Consider the following 16047-nt stretch of genomic DNA (forward strand, 5'->3'; position numbering starts at 1 on the left):
GAAACAAACCAACAGCAAAGCTTGATAAATATCAAGGTTCAGCAATGAACCACCGCTTACAGTTGAGCACTGTGCGGCGCAACATGGCGCTGCCTACTCTTTGGGGAGGAACGACATGTTTTCATTTTCCGAACAATGGGCACTGGCCGGCAAGGCCGTGGTGGAAGCGCAGTTGATCAGCGCGCAAGCGTATGCCCAGGCCGCCGTCGACAGCGGCGCCAGCGTGCTGGACTTGCAGCTCGATGCGGCCCGCGCAGCGCTGGCCGCCGCTACGGTGGCGGGCAATCAGCTGCTGTCCGTGAAGGACCCGCAAGCGCTGCTGCAACTGTCGCGCACGCAGTCGCAACTGGCCATCGAGCGCATCGGTGCATATGGCCGCCAGGCAAAGGATGTTGCCCAGGAAACCCAGGAGAAATTCGAGACTGTGACAAAGGGTGAGTTTGCTGCATCGCGTCAAAAATTTGGCGAGCTGTTGCAGGTGGTAAAGCAAACCCCCGTACCCCTGATTATTCCCTTCAATAATTTTCTAAAAACCACTTTCGGCAGCGCAGATGAAGGGTATGATAAAAATAAAAACACGCATCCTGCGCGCCAGGCGTAAGCGTTTTGCGGCCCGGCAGCGGCTATCCGCCGCGCCTGGCCGCCCGTCGCCACCGCAAGCAGGCTGTCATCGCCGCCGCCTGCGGTGCGGCGCTGGAACTGCGGCGCATGCCGCGCTAGAATGAAACGCAGCTTGCTGTGTCTTCCCGGATTCTCATTGGATTCTATTAACACCTTGACCTTGGCCCTCGTGGCCTGCATATCGGAGAAATAAATGGATGATGTCGTAATCGTGGCCGCTGGCCGTACCGCAGTCGGCAAATTCGGTGGCAGCCTGGCCAAGATTCCTGCGTCCGAACTGGGCGCGCATGTAATCAAGGGCTTAATGGCTCAAACCGGCATCGACCCGAACCTGATCGGCGAAGCGATCCTGGGCCAGGTGCTGACGGCCGCCGTCGGCCAGAACGCCGCGCGCCAGGCCGTCATCAAGGCTGGCCTGCCCAGCGCCATCCCGGCATTTACCATCAACAAGGTTTGCGGCAGCGGCCTGAAGGCCACGCACCTGGCGGCGCAAGCGATCAAGTGCGGCGACGCCAACATCATCATCGCCGGCGGCCAGGAAAACATGAGCGCGTCGCCGCACGCGATGAACGGCTCGCGCGACGGTTTCCGCATGGGCGACTTCAAGATGATCGACACCATGATCGTGGACGGCCTGTGGGACGTGTACAACCAGTACCACATGGGCATCACGGCGGAAAACGTCGCCAAGAAATACGAAGTGACGCGCGCCGAGCAGGATGAATTCGCGCTGCAGTCGCAACTGAAAGCGGAAGCGGCGCAAAAAGCGGGCAAGTTCAAGGATGAAATCCTGCCGCTGGAAATCGCCAACAAAAAAGGCACCGTCGTCTTCGACAGCGATGAATACATCAAGCCCGGTTCGACCCTGGAATCGCTGTCCGGCCTGCGCCCCGCGTTTGCCAAGGACGGTACTGTCACGGCTGGAAACGCCTCGGGCCTGAACGACGGCGCCGCCGCCGTCATCATGATGTCCGCTTCGCAAGCGAAAGAACTGGGCTTGAAGCCCCTGGCGCGCATCAAGGCTTACGCGTCGTCGGGCCTGGACCCTGCCGTCATGGGCATGGGCCCCGTCTCCGCATCGCGTCTGTGCCTGAAAAAAGCCGGCTGGACGCATGAAGAGCTGGACCTGATGGAAATCAACGAAGCGTTTGCCGCGCAAGCGATTGCCGTCAACAAGGAAATGGGCTGGGATACCAGCAAGATCAACGTGAACGGCGGCGCGATCGCCATCGGCCACCCGATCGGCGCGTCCGGCGCGCGCATCCTGGTCACCCTGATCCACGAAATGATACGCCGCGACGCCAAGAAAGGCCTGGCAGCCCTGTGCATCGGCGGCGGCATGGGTGTTGCTTTAGCGATCGAGCGGGATTAAGTAGCTGGCACCGCACCCAAGCTACTGCGCGGCGCGCTTTGCGGCCTGCGATGCTCACCGTGCTAGAGCACGGTTGCGCTTCTTAGCCACAAATCATCGCCGCTCGCTACGCTTGGATACGGTGCGGTACGGCGCTGTGGTTCAACGGTTGTGGACTACTTTCACTAAATAATTAACTTTTTAGCAATAGAACGACACTGAGGGGATGAAAATGGCAAGAGTTGCATTGGTAACTGGTGGCATGGGCGGTCTGGGCGAAGCGGTGTGTTTCAAGCTGGCGGCCCTCGGCTATCGCGTGGTGACCACATATTCCCCAGGCAATCCGAAGGTCGCGGAATGGCTGGCGACGACGAAGGACATGGGCTATGACTTCAAGGCGTATCCGTGCGACGTGGCCGACTACGATTCGGCGGCTGCCTGCGTGGCGGCCGTGGAAGCGGAAATCGGTCCTGTCGATGTGCTGGTGAATAACGCCGGCATCACGCGCGACATGACGTTCAAGAAGATGGACAAGCCGAACTGGGATGCCGTGATGAGCACCAACCTCGATTCCGTCTTCAACATGACCAAGCCCGTCTGCGACGGCATGGTGGAACGCGGCTGGGGCCGTATCATCAATATCTCGTCCGTCAACGGCCAGAAGGGCGCCTTCGGCCAGACCAACTATTCGGCCGCGAAAGCCGGCATGCATGGTTTCACCAAGTCGCTGGCGCTGGAAGTGGCGCGCAAGAACGTCACCGTCAACACCATCTCGCCAGGCTACATCGGCACCAAGATGGTCATGGCGATTCCACAGGAAGTGCTCGACAGCAAAATCATCCCGCAAATTCCGATGGCGCGCCTGGGCAAGCCGGAAGAAGTGGCCGGCCTGGTCGCTTACCTGGCCTCCGATGAAGCCGCGTTCGTCACGGGCGCCAACATCTCGATCAACGGCGGCCAGCACATGTCGTAATCGTTGTTGAGGTAAAACAGAAAGACAGCTTCGGCTGTCTTTTTTTATGCTTGCCAGCAAAACAAGGGGATGGCCGGATTTGCCTTAGAATCAGCATTTCTCCACTGCATCATTTCCATGACCCTTGTTTCCGCCTTGCGCCGCGCCAGCGTGGCCGCCATCCTTTTCCTGGGCGCCAGCGCGGCCCAGGCCAGCGTCGCGTTCCACGTCACGGTGACGACCGAACGCGTCAACAAGCCCGGAGTGAAAACCAGCCTGCCCGCACGCATTACACAGGAAAGCGATGTCGTGCTGGGCGAACACTACCTGAGCGTGCGCGATGGCAAGGCCTTGTCCGTGTTGGACTTTGCCACGCGCCGGCGCCACGTGATCGATATGGCTGCGTCCACCTACGACACGTATTCGCTGTTCGACGTGGCGGGCTTTCGCGTCTTCGAGTTGCGCCACCGGCAGGGAATCGTCGGCATATTGAAGGCGGGCGGCCTTGAGCAGAATGCAACGCTGCCCGTGTATGAGGAGCAGGCTTTGTCGGTGCTGGACAACAAGCGGCGCGGCGCGCTGCAGCCCCAGCTGCTCGACGGCGCCGTGCTGTGGTCGCTTGACGAACAGCCCCTGCTGCGCCTGGGCATTGCCGGCAGCCCTGTCAGCGGCGACGACGCGACGGCGTTTGCCCAGTATGTGCGCTACAGCTGGGGCGGCCATCCGCTGGTGCTGAAGCTGCTGGCCGACGGCAAGCGTATTCCCGCCGACTTCACCTTGCACTATGAGGAAGTGGGCGGCAAGGTCGCGCGCCATTTCCGCGTCAGCGCCTTGACGGCGGGGGCGCCCGCCACGTATTCGCTGGCCGCCTACCGGCCCCGTCCGCTGGCGGCCGACGCGCCGCCGCTCGAACGGGTGCTGGCGCAGGCGGCGCTGTTGCCGCCGTTGAGCCCCCAGGCGCATCCCGCGCTGCGCGCCGAAGCAGAAAAGCTCTTTGCCGCGGAAAAGCCCTTCGAAGCTTTCTTGACCATGCTGGAAGACCATTTTTCCACGGGCGCGCTGGTCGAAAAACTGTCGCTTCAGCAACAACGGGCCATGCAGGAGTGCCAGCCCATCCACGATTTGACGCGGGGATTGCAGGCCAAGGACAAGGAGGGCATCGCGGACGCGCTGGCCACCGTGCAGGAATTGAGGAAGCGAACGGGGCTGGAGCAGCCCGTCCTGGCCTTGTTCGAGGGGAATTTGCGCGCCAAGCTGGGGCAATGGCCGGAAGCGACGGCCTTGTATCTGCAAGTGCTGCAGGCAAAGCCGCAGATGGCGGCCGTGTATCAGGATCTGGGCGACGCCCTGCTGGCGCAGTTCGATGCGCCGAATGCCTGGCGCAGCTGGGATGCGGGCCGGGCCATGGCGCCGTCGCTGCGGCAATTTCGCAAGGTTAACGACCTTGAGCGCAGCCTGCTGAACGATTATCCTGCCTTCTTTGCCGACGCTAAAGCAGCTCAGCCCAGCACCAGCCGTCCGGCCAGCAGCACGAAGACGGACGGCAGCACGAACTTGCCATAAGGCGAAGGCTTGCCGCGCAGGCGGCGCGCCAGGCGTGCGGCCAGCACGGCGTAGATGGCGTCGAACAACAGGCCCATCAGCACCAGGACGGCGCCCAAACGCAGGTATTGCATGCCGACCTGTTCGTTGCCGGCGACGAATTGCGGCAGGAACATACTGCAAAACAGCAGTGCCTTCGGATTGAGCAGATTCGTCAGGAAGCCGCGCACCAGGCTGGCGCGGGCGCTGTGCGCCGTGGCGGGGGCCGCTTCTTCCGGCGCCGTTTTGCTCGACAGGGCCGACTGCAGCAAGCGCAGCGCCAGATACAGCAGGTAGGCGGCACCCGCCCATTTGACCCACTGCAAGGCTTGCGGATGCGTCACCATCAATGCCGCCAGGCCCGCGCCCGACAGCGCCACGTGGACGGCGCGCGCGCCGGCGATGCCCACTGCCGTCACCAGCGCCGTGGCCACGCCGCGCGCGGCGCCCGTCGCCAGCACCAGCGCCATGTCGGGACCCGGTAATAAAAAGGCGCCGGCCAGTGCCAGCAAGTACATCAGGAAGGTAGAATCGGACATGGGCCAGTCGAAAAGAAAGCGGGAGCATGCGCACGGTGCAGCCTGCTCGCCGGGCCCCATTATGTTCTTGCGGCGATGAAATGTGCTTGCTTTTCCTGCCCTGCATGCCCTAGTATTCGGGTAGATTCCACTCGTATAAAAACAAAAATTAGATGAAAATTTCAGAAGTTAGCCTCGACGCCACCGATTTGCAGATACTCAGGCTGTTGCAGGATGAAGGAAGGCTGTCGAATGCGCGCCTGGCCGAGCGCTTGAAACTGAGCGAAACCCCCGTCTGGCGCCGTCTGCGCCGCCTGGAAGAGGAAGGTTTTATTACCGGCTACCAGGCTTTGCTCAACCGCAAGAAGCTGGGCATCGGCCTGGTCGCGTTTGTCCGGGTCGTGTTTGCCAACCATGGCGGCGAGCAACCGTCGCAGTTCGAGCAAGCGATCGCGACGATTCCCGAAATTCTGTCGTGCCACAACGTGGCGGGCGAAGCCGATTATTTCCTGCAAGTGGTGGCGCGTGACCTGGAAGCGTATGGCGAATTCGTCTCGACCGTGCTGCGCCGCCTGCCTGGCGTGGCGGAAATCCAGTCCAGCCTGTCGATGCGCGAAATCAAGTCGTCGAACCGCCTGCCTTTGCTGCTGGCCTGACGCGCCGGGCGCGCACTATAATTGGAACAGTTGCCAGGACTCGCGCCTGGCGCCCTGACCGCCACTCCAAGGACCGCCATGCCCGATTCCCTGTCTCCTTTGTTTCCCGCCCTGTCGCCGAACCGGCACGGCATGCTGGCGGTCGATGACATCCACACCATTTATTGGGAAGAGTGCGGCAATCCCGACGGCATTCCCGTGCTGTTCCTGCATGGCGGCCCCGGCGCGGGCCTGTCGCCGCAGCACCGCCGCTTCTTCGATCCGCAGCGCTACCGCGTGATCCTGTTCGACCAGCGCGGCGCGGGCAAGTCCACGCCGCTGGGCGAATGGCGCAACAACACGACGCAGTTGCTGATCGAGGACATCGAACGCCTGCGCACCCAGTTCGGCATCGCCCAATGGCTGGTGTTTGGCGGCTCGTGGGGCTCGACCCTGGCGCTGGCGTATGGCCAGGCGCATCCCGCAGCCTGCCTCGGTTTCGTGCTGCGTGGCATTTTCCTGTGCACGCAGGCGGAAATCGACTGGTTCATCGAGGGCGTGCGCTGGTTCTATCCGGAACTGTACGCGGAATTCGCCGCGCCGATACCGCCGGAAGAGCGGGGCGACCTGCTGGCGGCCTACGTGCAACGCATCCTCAGCAGCGATCCAAACGTGTACTGGCCGGCCGCGCGGGCCTGGAGCCGCTTCGAAGGCCGCCGCGTCTATTTGATGCCGCAGCCGGAAGATGCGCCTAACGATGCGCTCGACCTGGGTGTGGGCCGGCTCGAATCGCATTACATGGCCAATCTCGGTTTCTTCGAGGAAGACCAGCTGATCCGCAACATGGGGCGCATCGCGCATTTGCCGGCTGTCATCGTGCAAGGACGCTACGACGCCATCTGTCCGCCGCTGTCGGCCTACCGCCTGCAGCAGGCATGGCCGGGCGCGCAGCTGGAAATGATACCGGACGCGGGCCATGGCGCGCTCGAGCACGGCATCGCTTCGGCGCTGGTACGCGCCACCGAGCGCTTCGTACCGGGACGCGGCTTCGCATGATCTTGCAACATGCCGGTTGGCAAAGCGGCCAGCCGGCGTGCGCCACCTGCTACACTATGGCCTGTGCTGGCGCCACGGTCGGGCGCCGGTGTGAACCCACGACTTTTTATCCATGAACATACAGATCGGCGACATCGGCCATATCATCCAGCTGGCGATTGCGCCGGTTTTCCTGTTGACCGGTATCGGCACCATGCTGGTGGTGCTGACCAACCGCCTGGGCCGCATCATCGACCGCACGCGCGTGCTGGAAGACCGGCTCGACATCGGCTACAACGATTTCTATATGGATGAGCTAGATACCCTGTATCGGCGTACCCATCTGATCAATTACTCGATTTCGCTGAGCACGGCGTGCGGTTTCTTCGTCTGCGTCATCATCGCCATGCTGTTTTTGGGCGATATTCTGAACCTGACCCTGGACAGATATATCGCGGCCTTCTTTGTGCTGGCCGTGATTTGCCTGATCGGCTGTTTTATTTATTTACTGCGCGAGATTTACCTGGCCGCGACGGCCCAGCGCATCCGGCGCCATATCCGCCCGCCACGGTAAGCGCCGCGCCGGTTTTACCCTACTATTGAAGAACGAGTCCAGCATGCACGATTACAAACGTCCCCCCACCCTGCACCGCTACGGCCAGCGCAGCGAACTCGAGCTGGCGCTGAGCCTGGGCCAGTTCCGCCTGGCGCCTGCGGGCAATTGTTTGACCCTGAGCTTTTCGCAAGTGTGGGACAAGCAACTGTTCGACCTGTTCGCTCCGGCCGACGCTTGTTTGATCATCCACAATACGGAAGAATTCGGCGAACGCCTGCACCGCGCCGTGCAGCGCACCTTGCCCAGCTGGGCCGGCATCGATGGCCTGGTCGAATACGGCCAGCGCGCCGCCCTGGGCGCCGCCTTTACCAAGACGCGCGCCGAAGCGCCCGAGCAGGAATGGCTGTTCGCCTGGCGCTCGATGCAGCCGCAGGCGAGCCTGAATCCCGTCACGGTGAAGCTGGGCAGCCTGGAAAATTTCGCGGAAATCCGCGACCGCGATACCTACTTGGCGTAATTCAGCTGGATTTGTCAGCGTACTGGCTGTCGATGCGGGCCAGCACGGCGGCCATCATGCGCTCGATATCGCCGCGTATCATGGTCGTGCCCAGCATGCCGGGCACATAGAAGCCCGGCATCAGCCGGCTGGAAAAGACGATGCGCGTGCCGCCCGTCTCGGGCACGGGATACAAATTCCAGCGCGATTCGTAGTGCCGCATGTCGCCGGAGATCAGGGCGATGTCGATGGACGTCAACGGCGTTTCCGTGGCCCGCACCACCAGATGGATGGGGTGGTTCATGAACAGGAAGCGCGCCATGCCCTGCTGCTCGATGATGACTTCATTGCCGTTGCGCGACAGCACGCGGCAGGAGCTGAGGTCGGGCACGAATTCACTCATGCGCTCGTAAGTGGTCAGGGTCTTCCACACGGACGCCGGCGGCGCCTGCACGCTGGCGCTGGCATCGACTTCATACATGCGCTGCCCGTCGACCTCGATGCGCTTGACCTCGACCTTCAGCTTGTCCAGGCGTATCGCCTGTGCCAGCGCGGTAGCGGGGACGGCGCACAGCATCAGCAGGCAGAGGAAGAGTCGCTTCATGCCAGCTAGCCTACGGGAAAGTACCGCCCGGCACAAGCTGTACCCGTCGCCGGCCCGCGCGCCGGGCGATTTAGAACTCCCGGTCTAGAGAAAGTCGCTGCGGCGATCGGCAATGCTTGCTACCGTACGGCCTGCATACCACTTCTACCGGACCGATCACCATGACTGCCTATCCTCACCTGCTGGCCCCGCTCGACCTGGGTTTTACCACCTTGCGCAACCGAGTCATCATGGGGTCCATGCACACGGGCCTGGAAGACCGCTTTTATCATTATGGCAAGCTGGCCGCCTTTTACCGCGAGCGGGCGCGCGGCGGCGTGGGGCTGATCGTCACGGGCGGCATCTCGCCGAACCGCCAGGGCTGGCTGCTGCCGTTTGGCGGCACCTTGAATTTCCTCGGCGACGTGCCGAACCACCGCAAGGTGACGCGCGCCGTGCACGAGGAGGGCGGCAAGATTGTCATGCAGATCCTGCATGCGGGCCGCTATGGCTATCAGCCGTTCGTCGTCTCGGCGTCGGCAAAAAAATCGCCGATCTCGCCATTCCGTCCCCGGCCCCTGAGCGAGCGCGGCATCGAACGCACGATCTGCGATTACGTCCGCTGCGCGCGCCTGGCGCAAAAGGCGGGCTACGACGGCATCGAAGTGATGGGCAGCGAAGGATATTTATTGAACCAGTTCCTGTGTGCGCGCACGAATCTGCGCCAGGACCGCTGGGGCGGCAGCATCGAGAACCGCATGCGCCTGCCCGTCGAGATCGTGCGCCGCATCCGCGCCGCCGTCGGCCCCAGCTTCATCATCATGTACCGCCACTCGCTGCTCGACCTGGTCGAGGGCGGCAATACCTGGGAGGACGTGGTGGCGGTGGCCAAGGCGCTGGAGCACGCGGGCGTGACGATTTTGAATACCGGCTTCGGCTGGCATGAGGCGAGGGTGCCCACCATCGTCACCTCGGTGCCGCGCGCCGCGTTTGCTTCCGTGGCGGGCCGGCTGCGCCGCGAAGTGACGATTCCCGTGGTGGCCTCGAACCGCATCAACATGCCGCACGAAGCCAACGCCATCCTCGAGCGGGGCGACTGCGACCTCGTGTCGATGGCGCGCCCCTTCCTGGCCGACCCCTTCTTTGTCGCCAAGGCCGCGTCGGGACGCGCCGACGAAATCAATACCTGCATCGGCTGCAACCAGGCGTGCCTCGACCACACGTTCGCCAACAAGCGCGCCAGCTGCCTCGTCAACCCGCGCGCCTGCCATGAAACGGAACTCGTGTACGCGAAAAAGGCCGTGCCGCGCAAGGTGGCCGTCGTCGGCGCGGGCCCGGCCGGCTTGTCCGCCGCCTGCGTGGCGGCCGAATGCGGGCACGCGGTGACCCTGTTCGACAGCAGCGATAGCGTGGGCGGCCAGTTCAAGGTGGCCATGCAGATTCCCGGCAAGGAAGAATTCACGGAAACCATCCGCTATTTTGCGCGCCGTCTGGCGCTGCTGGACGTCAAGCTGCGCCTGGGCCAGCGCGTGACGCGCGAGCAATTGCTGGCCGGCGGCTACGACGACGTCATCGTCGCCACGGGCATCAAGGTGCGCCTGCCGGCCATTCCCGGCATCGACCATCCGAAGGTGCTGTCGTACCTGGACGTGCTGCAAGCCAAGAAACCGGTAGGCGCGCGCGTGGCCATCATCGGCGCGGGCGGCATCGGTTTCGACGTGGGAGAGTATCTGCTGCACGACCCGGCGCATCCATTGCCGCAAGCCGTGGCGACGTGGGCGGGCGAGTGGGGCGTGGACTTGAACGCGGCGACCGGTGGCGGCCTGGTGCCGCCCGCAGCCCCCCATCCCGTACGGCAAATCTTCCTGTTGCAACGCAAGACGTCGAAAGTGGGTGCCGGATTGGGCAAGACGTCGGGCTGGGTGCACCGCGCGGCGCTGGCGAGAAACGGCGTGGCCATGCTGGCTGGCGTAAGCTACGACAAGATCGACGAGCAGGGTTTGCACATCACCGTGGGCGGCGAGCAGCGCCTGCTGGCGGTGGACAACGTGGTCATCTGCGCGGGGCAGGATAGTCTCACGGAACTCATGCCGCCAACCGACAAGGATGGCAAACCGCTGGCGTCGGGCGGTCCGCGCTTCCATAAAATCGGCGGCGCCGCGCTGGCGGCGGAACTCGATGCCAAGCGGGCGATACGGGAAGGGGCGGAGCTGGCCGCCAGCCTGTAAAAAGAAAGCCTGCCGGCTGGGTAGCGGGCAGGCTTGCTGGACGGAAAGGGCGCTTGCTTAATGCCCGCCATGCCCCTTCTTCGCCGTCTCAAAACTTTGCAGCACGTGCTCGGCCATGCCATTGGCCAGCTCGTGCTCGCCAATGAAGACTTTGCCCGCGTTTTCCGCGCGCAGCAATTCCGCCTCTTCCTCGCTATGCGTGCGCACCACCGTCAGGATGGCGGGGTTCAGCGCGCGCGCCGTCTCGATCATGGCGCGCACGTGGAAGGTGTCGGGCGTGGCGATGACGAGCATGGTGGCGTGCGTGATGTGCGCCTGGATCAGCACGGCCGGTTCGCCCGCATTGCCGGCCACGGCGGGAATGCCCTGCTTGCGCAGCTGGTCGACGATTTCGCGGTTTTCCTCGGCCACGACAAAGTGGATGCCCCGCTCCATCAGGGCGGCGGCGATGCGCCGGCCCACGCGGCCATAGCCGACGAGCACGATCTGGCCCGACAGTTTTTCCTGCGGCACCGTCATCGGCAGCTCGGCCAGCGGATCGGTCGTGCGTTCGAACTTGCGCGCGAAGTCGCTGTTGCCGATCACGCGCAGCAGCGGCTTGGCCATGCTGAAGACAAGCGGGTTGAGGGCGATCGACAGGATGGCGCCGGCCAGGATCAGGCTTTGGCCTTCCTGCGGCATCAGGCCCAGGGACAGGCCCAGCGCGGCCAGGATGAACGAAAACTCGCCGATCTGCGCCAGGCTGGCCGAGACGATGATGGCCGTCTTCGGCGGATAGCGCAGCGCCATCACGAGCAGGAAGGCGGCAATCGACTTGCCGAAGATAATGATGGCGCACACGGCCAGCACTTGCAAGGGCTTGTCGATGAGGATGTTCGGCTCGAACAGCATGCCGACGGAAACGAAGAACAGCACGGCGAACGCGTCGCGCAGGGGCAGGGATTCTTCGGCGGCGCGGTGACTCAGTTCGGATTCGCGCAGCACCATGCCGGCGAAGAAGGCGCCCAGCGCAAACGACACGCCAAACAGCTTGGTCGACGCATAGGCGATACCGACGGCGGCGGCGATCACGCACAGGGTAAACAGTTCGCGCGAACCGGTACGCGCCACTTGCCACAAAATCCACGGAAACAGCTTGCGGCCGACGACCAGCATGAAGATGATGAAGCCGGCCACTTGGCCCAGGGTCACGGCCAGGGTTTGCCACAGGCTGACGGCCTCGGCATCCGGAGCGACCTTGCCGCCCAGCACGCCGGCAAACGCCGGCAGCAGCACGAGCACCAGTACGGTGACGAGGTCTTCCACCACCAGCCAGCCGACGGCGATGCGGCCATTCAGGGAATCGAGGATGCCCCGTTCTTCCAGCGCCCGCAGCAGCACCACGGTACTGGCCACGGATAGGGCCAGGCCAAAGATCAGTCCGCCACCGAGCGTCCAGCCCCACCAGTGGGCCAGGCCCATGCCCATCGCCGTGGCGACACCGATCTGCAGGATGGCGCCAGGCAGCGCGATCTTGCGCACGTCCCACAAATCTTCGATGGAAAAGTGCAGGCCGACACCGAACATCATCAGCATCACCCCGATTTCCGCCAATTGTCCCGCGATTTCCGCATCCGCCACGAAACCGGGCGTGGCCGGTCCGATGATGATGCCGGCGGCCAGATAGCCGACCAGTGCCGGCAGTTTCAGGCGCGCGGCGATGAAGCCGAAGATGAGGCCGAACCCGAGGGCGGCGGCGATGGTGGTGATCAGGCTGATGTCATGGGGCATGCGTGTGGGGTTCCTTATGGGGACGTGCGGATGGGAAAAGATGTTGCTCAGCGGCTAAGTATAAACGCATCAAAGCCCCTGCCGGAAAATTTCCTGCGGCTTTATTGCAAAAAACCTGTGCTATATCTTCGTCCAGGTGGCCGTGAACGCATGCCTATCCACCCCGAACATCGCCTAATTCAAGGAATCACACGATGTTACACCCATGCGCTCAGAGCTTGCGCACGACCACGCAGCCGATGGAATAGCCGGCGCCGAACGAGCAGATGACGCCGGTGCTGCCTGCCGCCATGTCATCCTGATATTTATGGAAGGCGATGATGGAACCGGCCGACGAGGTGTTGGCGTAGGTGTCGAGGATCACGGGCGCCTCATTGGCTTCCGCGTCGCGGCCCAGGATCAGGCGCGCGATCAGCAAGTTCATGTTCAGGTTGGCCTGGTGCAGCCAGTAGCGGGAGACTTGCGCCACTTCCACGCCGGCCTTGGCCAAGGTCGCCTTGATCATTTCGGCGGCCATCGGGCACACTTCCTTGAAGACCTTGCGGCCTTGCTGGCGGAACAATTTATCGGCCTTGCCCACGCCGGACTCGTCAAAACGGTTGAGGAAGCCGAAATTGTTGCGGATGGCGTTAGAGAAGCGCGTTTTGAGTTCCGTGCCGATGATCTCGAACTGGTGCTGCGACACGGCCGTCTCTTTCGCTTCGACGATGATGGCGGTGCAGGCGTCGCCGAAAATGAAATGGCTGTCGCGGTCGCGCCAGTTCAGGTGGCCGCTGGTGATTTCGGGATTCAGGACCAGCACGGCGCGCGCCTGGCCGCTTTGCACGGCGGCCACGGCTTGCTGGATGCCGAAGGTGGCCGACGAACATGCCACGTTCATGTCAAAACCATAGCCATCGATGCCCAGCGCATCCTGCACTTCCACGGCCATGGCCGGGTAGGCGCGCTGCATGTTGCTGCAGGCCACCAGCACCATGTCGATATCGGCCGGCGTGCGGCCGGCGCGGGCCAGCGCGTCGCGCGCGGCGGCGACCGCCATTTCCGCCTGCAGGGACAGTTCGTCATCGCCCCGTTCCGGGATGCGCGAGACCATGCGCGCCGGATCGAGGATGCCTTCCTTTTCCATCACGAAGCGCGACTTGATGCCGGACGCCTTTTCGATGAAGGCCACGCTCGACAGGTCCAGCGCCGTCACTGTGCCCGCGGTGATCGCGTCGGCGTTGTCGGCATTGAAATTTTCCGCGTAGGCATTGAAGCAGGTGACCAGCTCTTCGTTGGAGATCGAAAATGGCGGCGTGTACAGTCCGGTACCGCTGATGACGACTTGTTTCATGGTTAAACTTTCAAATTTGGCAATCGACGTGGCGCCGATAAGTGAAGCAAATTTTACACAAACGGGCTCGACTGTAGAGAGTTTCGTGTTGCGGGGCAGGGCGATGTGTGGCGGAAGATTGATTTTTGTCGCATGGAGCGGTGCTGGGGGTATTGCGTGTGATGGGGTCAGACCCGCCGGGTCTGACCCCAAACTGCTTACTTCTTCTGTTCTTTCTTGACGTCGGCCTGCACCACCACCGGTTCGGCCTTGGCCAGCTGCACCGGCAAGCCCTTCAGGTGATTGAGCGCCTGGTGCAATTGGAAATCGTCCTTGCTGCCAAATTCCAGCGGCTTGCGGGTCTTTTCCAGGGCGATGATGCGCAATTGCTCTTCCATCTCGTCGTTGACGGGGGCCGCCTTGGTACTTTCCTTGTCGCGGTCGTTGCTCAGGTGCTTGGTCAGGTCCGCTTCGCGGATGCGCAAGCCGTTCAAGCCGTCGCCATCCGCATTTTCATCGACCAGCAGGTCGGGCACGATGCCCTTGGCCTGGATCGAACGGCCGTTCGGCGTGTAGTAGCGGGCCGTCGTCAGCTTGACGGCCGTGTCGGCTGTCAGCTGGCGGATGGTTTGTACGGAACCCTTGCCAAAGGTTTGCGTGCCGATGATGGTGGCGCGCTTGTAATCCTGCAGGGCGCCGGCGACGATTTCCGAGGCCGAGGCCGACCCCGTGTTGACGAGCACCACCAGCGGCACTTTCTTGATGGCAGCCGGCAATTTCGCCAGCGCATCGCCTTCCGAGCGGAAGGTATAGTATTCGGCGCGGCCGTAGAACACCTGTTTCGAGTCCGGCAACTGGCCGTTGGTCGAGACGATGGCCGCATCCTTCGGCAGGAAGGCGGCCGAAACGCCGATGGCGCCCTGCAGCACGCCGCCCGGATCGTTGCGCAGGTCGAGCACCATGCCCTTGATGTTCGGATCTTGTTGATATAGCGCCGTGATCTGCGCGGCCATGTCGTCGACGGTCGGTTCCTGGAATTGCGACACGCGCAGCCAGGCGTAGCCCGGTTCGACCATCTTCGCCTTCACGCTTTTTTGATGGATTTCCTCGCGCGTGATGGTAAAGGCCAGCGGCTGCGCTTCATCCTTGCGGGCAATGGTCAGCGACACCTTGGTGCCCGGCTCGCCGCGCATGCGCTTGACGTTGTCGTCGAGGCTGACGCCTTTCACGGGCTGGCCATCGAGGCGGGTGATCAGGTCGCCGGCCTTGATGCCGGCGCGGTAGGCGGGCGAATCCTCGATGGGCGAGACGATCTTGATGTAGCCGTCTTCGCTGAGGCCAATTTCAATGCCCAGGCCGACGAACTTGCCTTCGGAGCCTTCGCGCAGCTCGGCGTAGGCTTTCTTGTCCAGGTAGGCGGAATGGGGGTCGAGCGAGGCAACCATGCCGGAAATGGCGTCTTCCAGCAGTTTCTTGTCTTCCACCGGCTCGACGTAATCGGACTTGATCAGGCCAAACACGTCGGCCAGCTGTCGCAGCTCTTCCAGCGGCAGGGGCGGCTCGACGGTCTTTTGCGCCATGGCGGAAAATTGCAGCGACACGGCGACGCCGGCCACCACGCCCAGGCCGATCAAGCCGGTATTTTTGAGTTTGCCCATCATTGCACCTTTGCAGCTAGCGTGTCTTGCACAAGCGCCAGTCCCCGTGGAGCGGCGCTTTGTTGAAAGTATAGACCTGAATCTCTGCCGGCGTGGGCCGGCCGTGGAAAAAGCGTGCCTGGACCCAGTCTACGCGCGAAAACGGGGCTGCCAGCTTGCCATATGTTGCGGTTTTGTATGCGATGTATAGGGAGTCTTGAGGGGAGTAAGCATTTGTAAGAGTCGAAAAAAAGCGTGTGCGGCGGCCCTATAGTGGACTCGCATTCTCGACCCGAAGTGGTTTTGCCTGCGTCCGCGGACGCAGGCTTTTTTTTATCCGCGGGCTCCGGCTCATTTAGACTGGAGCTTCTTTCTTCCCGGCAGATAAAAAATGTTAACTGATTTGCAGGCACGAGTCTCGCTCGAAGCGCTGATTGAAAAGTATCTGAGGGGGCGGGATCCTGATGTTGGCCTGCTGATCGACATCGTTCAGGATCCGTCACGGCAAGTGCCGATTAGAGGTGTGCTCGAAGCTATCGGGCAGTTCAACCACACGCAGTTCACGCAACAGGAACTGGCGCTGATCGACGACCTGCTTTATCTGTATGGATAAACGCTGCATGCGCTGTTCCAGCCCACGCCATGCTCGCCGGACTGGACAATGAAAGCCCCTTGAGCCTGGCCGAACTGAGCGGTGCGTGCTACATTCCTGCAGCGCCTGGCGCGGCGGGCTATCCGCCCGCAGCTATCTGCCCGGTCTTTTTGACATGCC

General features: G+C 62.6%; 15 protein-coding genes. 10 read left to right on the top strand and 5 right to left on the bottom strand.

The window, feature by feature from the left end; all coding sequences use genetic code 11:
* The first annotated feature begins 115 nt into the window (after positions 1–115).
* The 4 genes from phaP to JAB6_RS21545 all read left to right on the top strand — a co-directional run bounded on the left by phaP (position 116) and on the right by JAB6_RS21545 (position 4487).
* Positions 116–601, top strand: a complete 486-nt coding sequence (phaP, locus tag JAB6_RS21530) for a TIGR01841 family phasin (RefSeq protein ID WP_070304455.1) — start codon at positions 116–118, stop codon at positions 599–601.
* A 213-nt stretch (positions 602–814) separates the two neighbouring features.
* Positions 815–1993, top strand: a complete 1179-nt coding sequence (locus JAB6_RS21535) for an acetyl-CoA C-acetyltransferase (protein ID WP_034752893.1) — start codon at positions 815–817, stop codon at positions 1991–1993.
* Positions 1994–2204: 211 nt separating this feature from the next.
* The gene (gene phbB / locus JAB6_RS21540) at positions 2205–2945 is read left to right on the top strand and encodes an acetoacetyl-CoA reductase (RefSeq protein WP_034752894.1); all 741 of its coding nucleotides are present in this window, start codon (positions 2205–2207) and stop codon (positions 2943–2945) included.
* Between the two features lie 117 nt (positions 2946–3062).
* Entirely contained in the window at positions 3063–4487 is a 1425-nt protein-coding gene (locus tag JAB6_RS21545; RefSeq protein WP_070304456.1) for a hypothetical protein, read from the top strand.
* Here the strand turns inward: JAB6_RS21545 and JAB6_RS21550 are convergent.
* On the bottom strand, positions 4424–5044 hold the full coding sequence (locus JAB6_RS21550) for a LysE family translocator (RefSeq protein WP_254671736.1): 621 nt from the start codon (positions 5042–5044) through the stop codon (positions 4424–4426). The two genes, JAB6_RS21545 and JAB6_RS21550, sit on opposite strands and share 64 nt — an antisense overlap.
* A gap of 152 nt (positions 5045–5196) precedes the next feature.
* On the opposite strand from JAB6_RS21550, the gene JAB6_RS21555 reads away from it, so the two are divergent.
* The 4 genes from JAB6_RS21555 (at position 5197) to JAB6_RS21570 (ending at position 7766) form a co-directional block, all read left to right on the top strand.
* The gene (locus JAB6_RS21555; RefSeq protein WP_034752896.1) at positions 5197–5679 is read left to right on the top strand and encodes an Lrp/AsnC family transcriptional regulator; all 483 of its coding nucleotides are present in this window, start codon (positions 5197–5199) and stop codon (positions 5677–5679) included.
* A 78-nt stretch (positions 5680–5757) separates the two neighbouring features.
* Positions 5758–6714 (top strand): prolyl aminopeptidase, encoded by a 957-nt coding sequence (pip, locus tag JAB6_RS21560; RefSeq protein WP_070304457.1) that lies wholly within the window; start codon positions 5758–5760, stop codon positions 6712–6714.
* A 112-nt stretch (positions 6715–6826) separates the two neighbouring features.
* Positions 6827–7267, top strand: coding sequence for a DUF2721 domain-containing protein (locus tag JAB6_RS21565; RefSeq protein WP_034752898.1), 441 nt, complete (start codon positions 6827–6829; stop codon positions 7265–7267).
* A gap of 43 nt (positions 7268–7310) precedes the next feature.
* Positions 7311–7766: a hypothetical protein gene (locus tag JAB6_RS21570; RefSeq protein ID WP_034752899.1), complete on the top strand. Its 456-nt coding sequence runs from the start codon at positions 7311–7313 to the stop codon at positions 7764–7766.
* 1 nt (position 7767) lies between these two features.
* Here the strand turns inward: JAB6_RS21570 and JAB6_RS21575 are convergent, their stop codons facing one another.
* Entirely contained in the window at positions 7768–8349 is a 582-nt protein-coding gene (locus tag JAB6_RS21575) for an SRPBCC family protein (RefSeq protein WP_254671738.1), read from the bottom strand.
* Between the two features lie 161 nt (positions 8350–8510).
* On the opposite strand from JAB6_RS21575, the gene JAB6_RS21580 reads away from it, so the two are divergent.
* On the top strand, positions 8511–10556 hold the full coding sequence (locus JAB6_RS21580; protein ID WP_070304458.1) for an NADPH-dependent 2,4-dienoyl-CoA reductase: 2046 nt from the start codon (positions 8511–8513) through the stop codon (positions 10554–10556).
* Positions 10557–10613: 57 nt separating this feature from the next.
* Here the strand turns inward: JAB6_RS21580 and ybaL are convergent, their stop codons facing one another.
* The 3 genes from ybaL to JAB6_RS21595 form a co-directional block, all read right to left on the bottom strand.
* Positions 10614–12326 carry a YbaL family putative K(+) efflux transporter gene (gene ybaL / locus JAB6_RS21585; protein ID WP_070304459.1) on the bottom strand — a complete coding sequence of 571 codons (1713 nt, stop codon included), beginning with the start codon at positions 12324–12326 and terminating at the stop codon, positions 10614–10616.
* 211 nt (positions 12327–12537) lie between these two features.
* Entirely contained in the window at positions 12538–13659 is a 1122-nt protein-coding gene (locus JAB6_RS21590; protein WP_070304460.1) for a beta-ketoacyl-ACP synthase III, read from the bottom strand.
* 197 nt (positions 13660–13856) lie between these two features.
* On the bottom strand, positions 13857–15299 hold the full coding sequence (locus JAB6_RS21595; protein WP_070304461.1) for a S41 family peptidase: 1443 nt from the start codon (positions 15297–15299) through the stop codon (positions 13857–13859).
* Between the two features lie 367 nt (positions 15300–15666).
* On the opposite strand from JAB6_RS21595, the gene JAB6_RS21600 reads away from it, so the two are divergent.
* Positions 15667–15888 carry a hypothetical protein gene (locus tag JAB6_RS21600; protein ID WP_070304462.1) on the top strand — a complete coding sequence of 74 codons (222 nt, stop codon included), beginning with the start codon at positions 15667–15669 and terminating at the stop codon, positions 15886–15888.
* Positions 15889–16047: the final 159 nt, after the last annotated feature.

The organism is Janthinobacterium sp. HH104, from assembly GCF_001758715.1.
GTDB lineage: Bacteria > Pseudomonadota > Gammaproteobacteria > Burkholderiales > Burkholderiaceae_D > Janthinobacterium > Janthinobacterium aestuarii.

Coding starts and splice junctions, on each gene's coding strand:
- phaP (WP_070304455.1), top strand. CDS start 116: ATGTTTTCATTTTCCGAACAATGGGCACTGGCCGGCAAGGCCGTGGTG.
- JAB6_RS21535 (WP_034752893.1), top strand. CDS start 815: ATGGATGATGTCGTAATCGTGGCCGCTGGCCGTACCGCAGTCGGCAAA.
- phbB (WP_034752894.1), top strand. CDS start 2,205: ATGGCAAGAGTTGCATTGGTAACTGGTGGCATGGGCGGTCTGGGCGAA.
- JAB6_RS21545 (WP_070304456.1), top strand. CDS start 3,063: ATGACCCTTGTTTCCGCCTTGCGCCGCGCCAGCGTGGCCGCCATCCTT.
- JAB6_RS21550 (WP_254671736.1), bottom strand. CDS start 5,044: ATGTCCGATTCTACCTTCCTGATGTACTTGCTGGCACTGGCCGGCGCC.
- JAB6_RS21555 (WP_034752896.1), top strand. CDS start 5,197: ATGAAAATTTCAGAAGTTAGCCTCGACGCCACCGATTTGCAGATACTC.
- pip (WP_070304457.1), top strand. CDS start 5,758: ATGCCCGATTCCCTGTCTCCTTTGTTTCCCGCCCTGTCGCCGAACCGG.
- JAB6_RS21565 (WP_034752898.1), top strand. CDS start 6,827: ATGAACATACAGATCGGCGACATCGGCCATATCATCCAGCTGGCGATT.
- JAB6_RS21570 (WP_034752899.1), top strand. CDS start 7,311: ATGCACGATTACAAACGTCCCCCCACCCTGCACCGCTACGGCCAGCGC.
- JAB6_RS21575 (WP_254671738.1), bottom strand. CDS start 8,349: ATGAAGCGACTCTTCCTCTGCCTGCTGATGCTGTGCGCCGTCCCCGCT.
- JAB6_RS21580 (WP_070304458.1), top strand. CDS start 8,511: ATGACTGCCTATCCTCACCTGCTGGCCCCGCTCGACCTGGGTTTTACC.
- ybaL (WP_070304459.1), bottom strand. CDS start 12,326: ATGCCCCATGACATCAGCCTGATCACCACCATCGCCGCCGCCCTCGGG.
- JAB6_RS21590 (WP_070304460.1), bottom strand. CDS start 13,659: ATGAAACAAGTCGTCATCAGCGGTACCGGACTGTACACGCCGCCATTT.
- JAB6_RS21595 (WP_070304461.1), bottom strand. CDS start 15,299: ATGATGGGCAAACTCAAAAATACCGGCTTGATCGGCCTGGGCGTGGTG.
- JAB6_RS21600 (WP_070304462.1), top strand. CDS start 15,667: ATGTTAACTGATTTGCAGGCACGAGTCTCGCTCGAAGCGCTGATTGAA.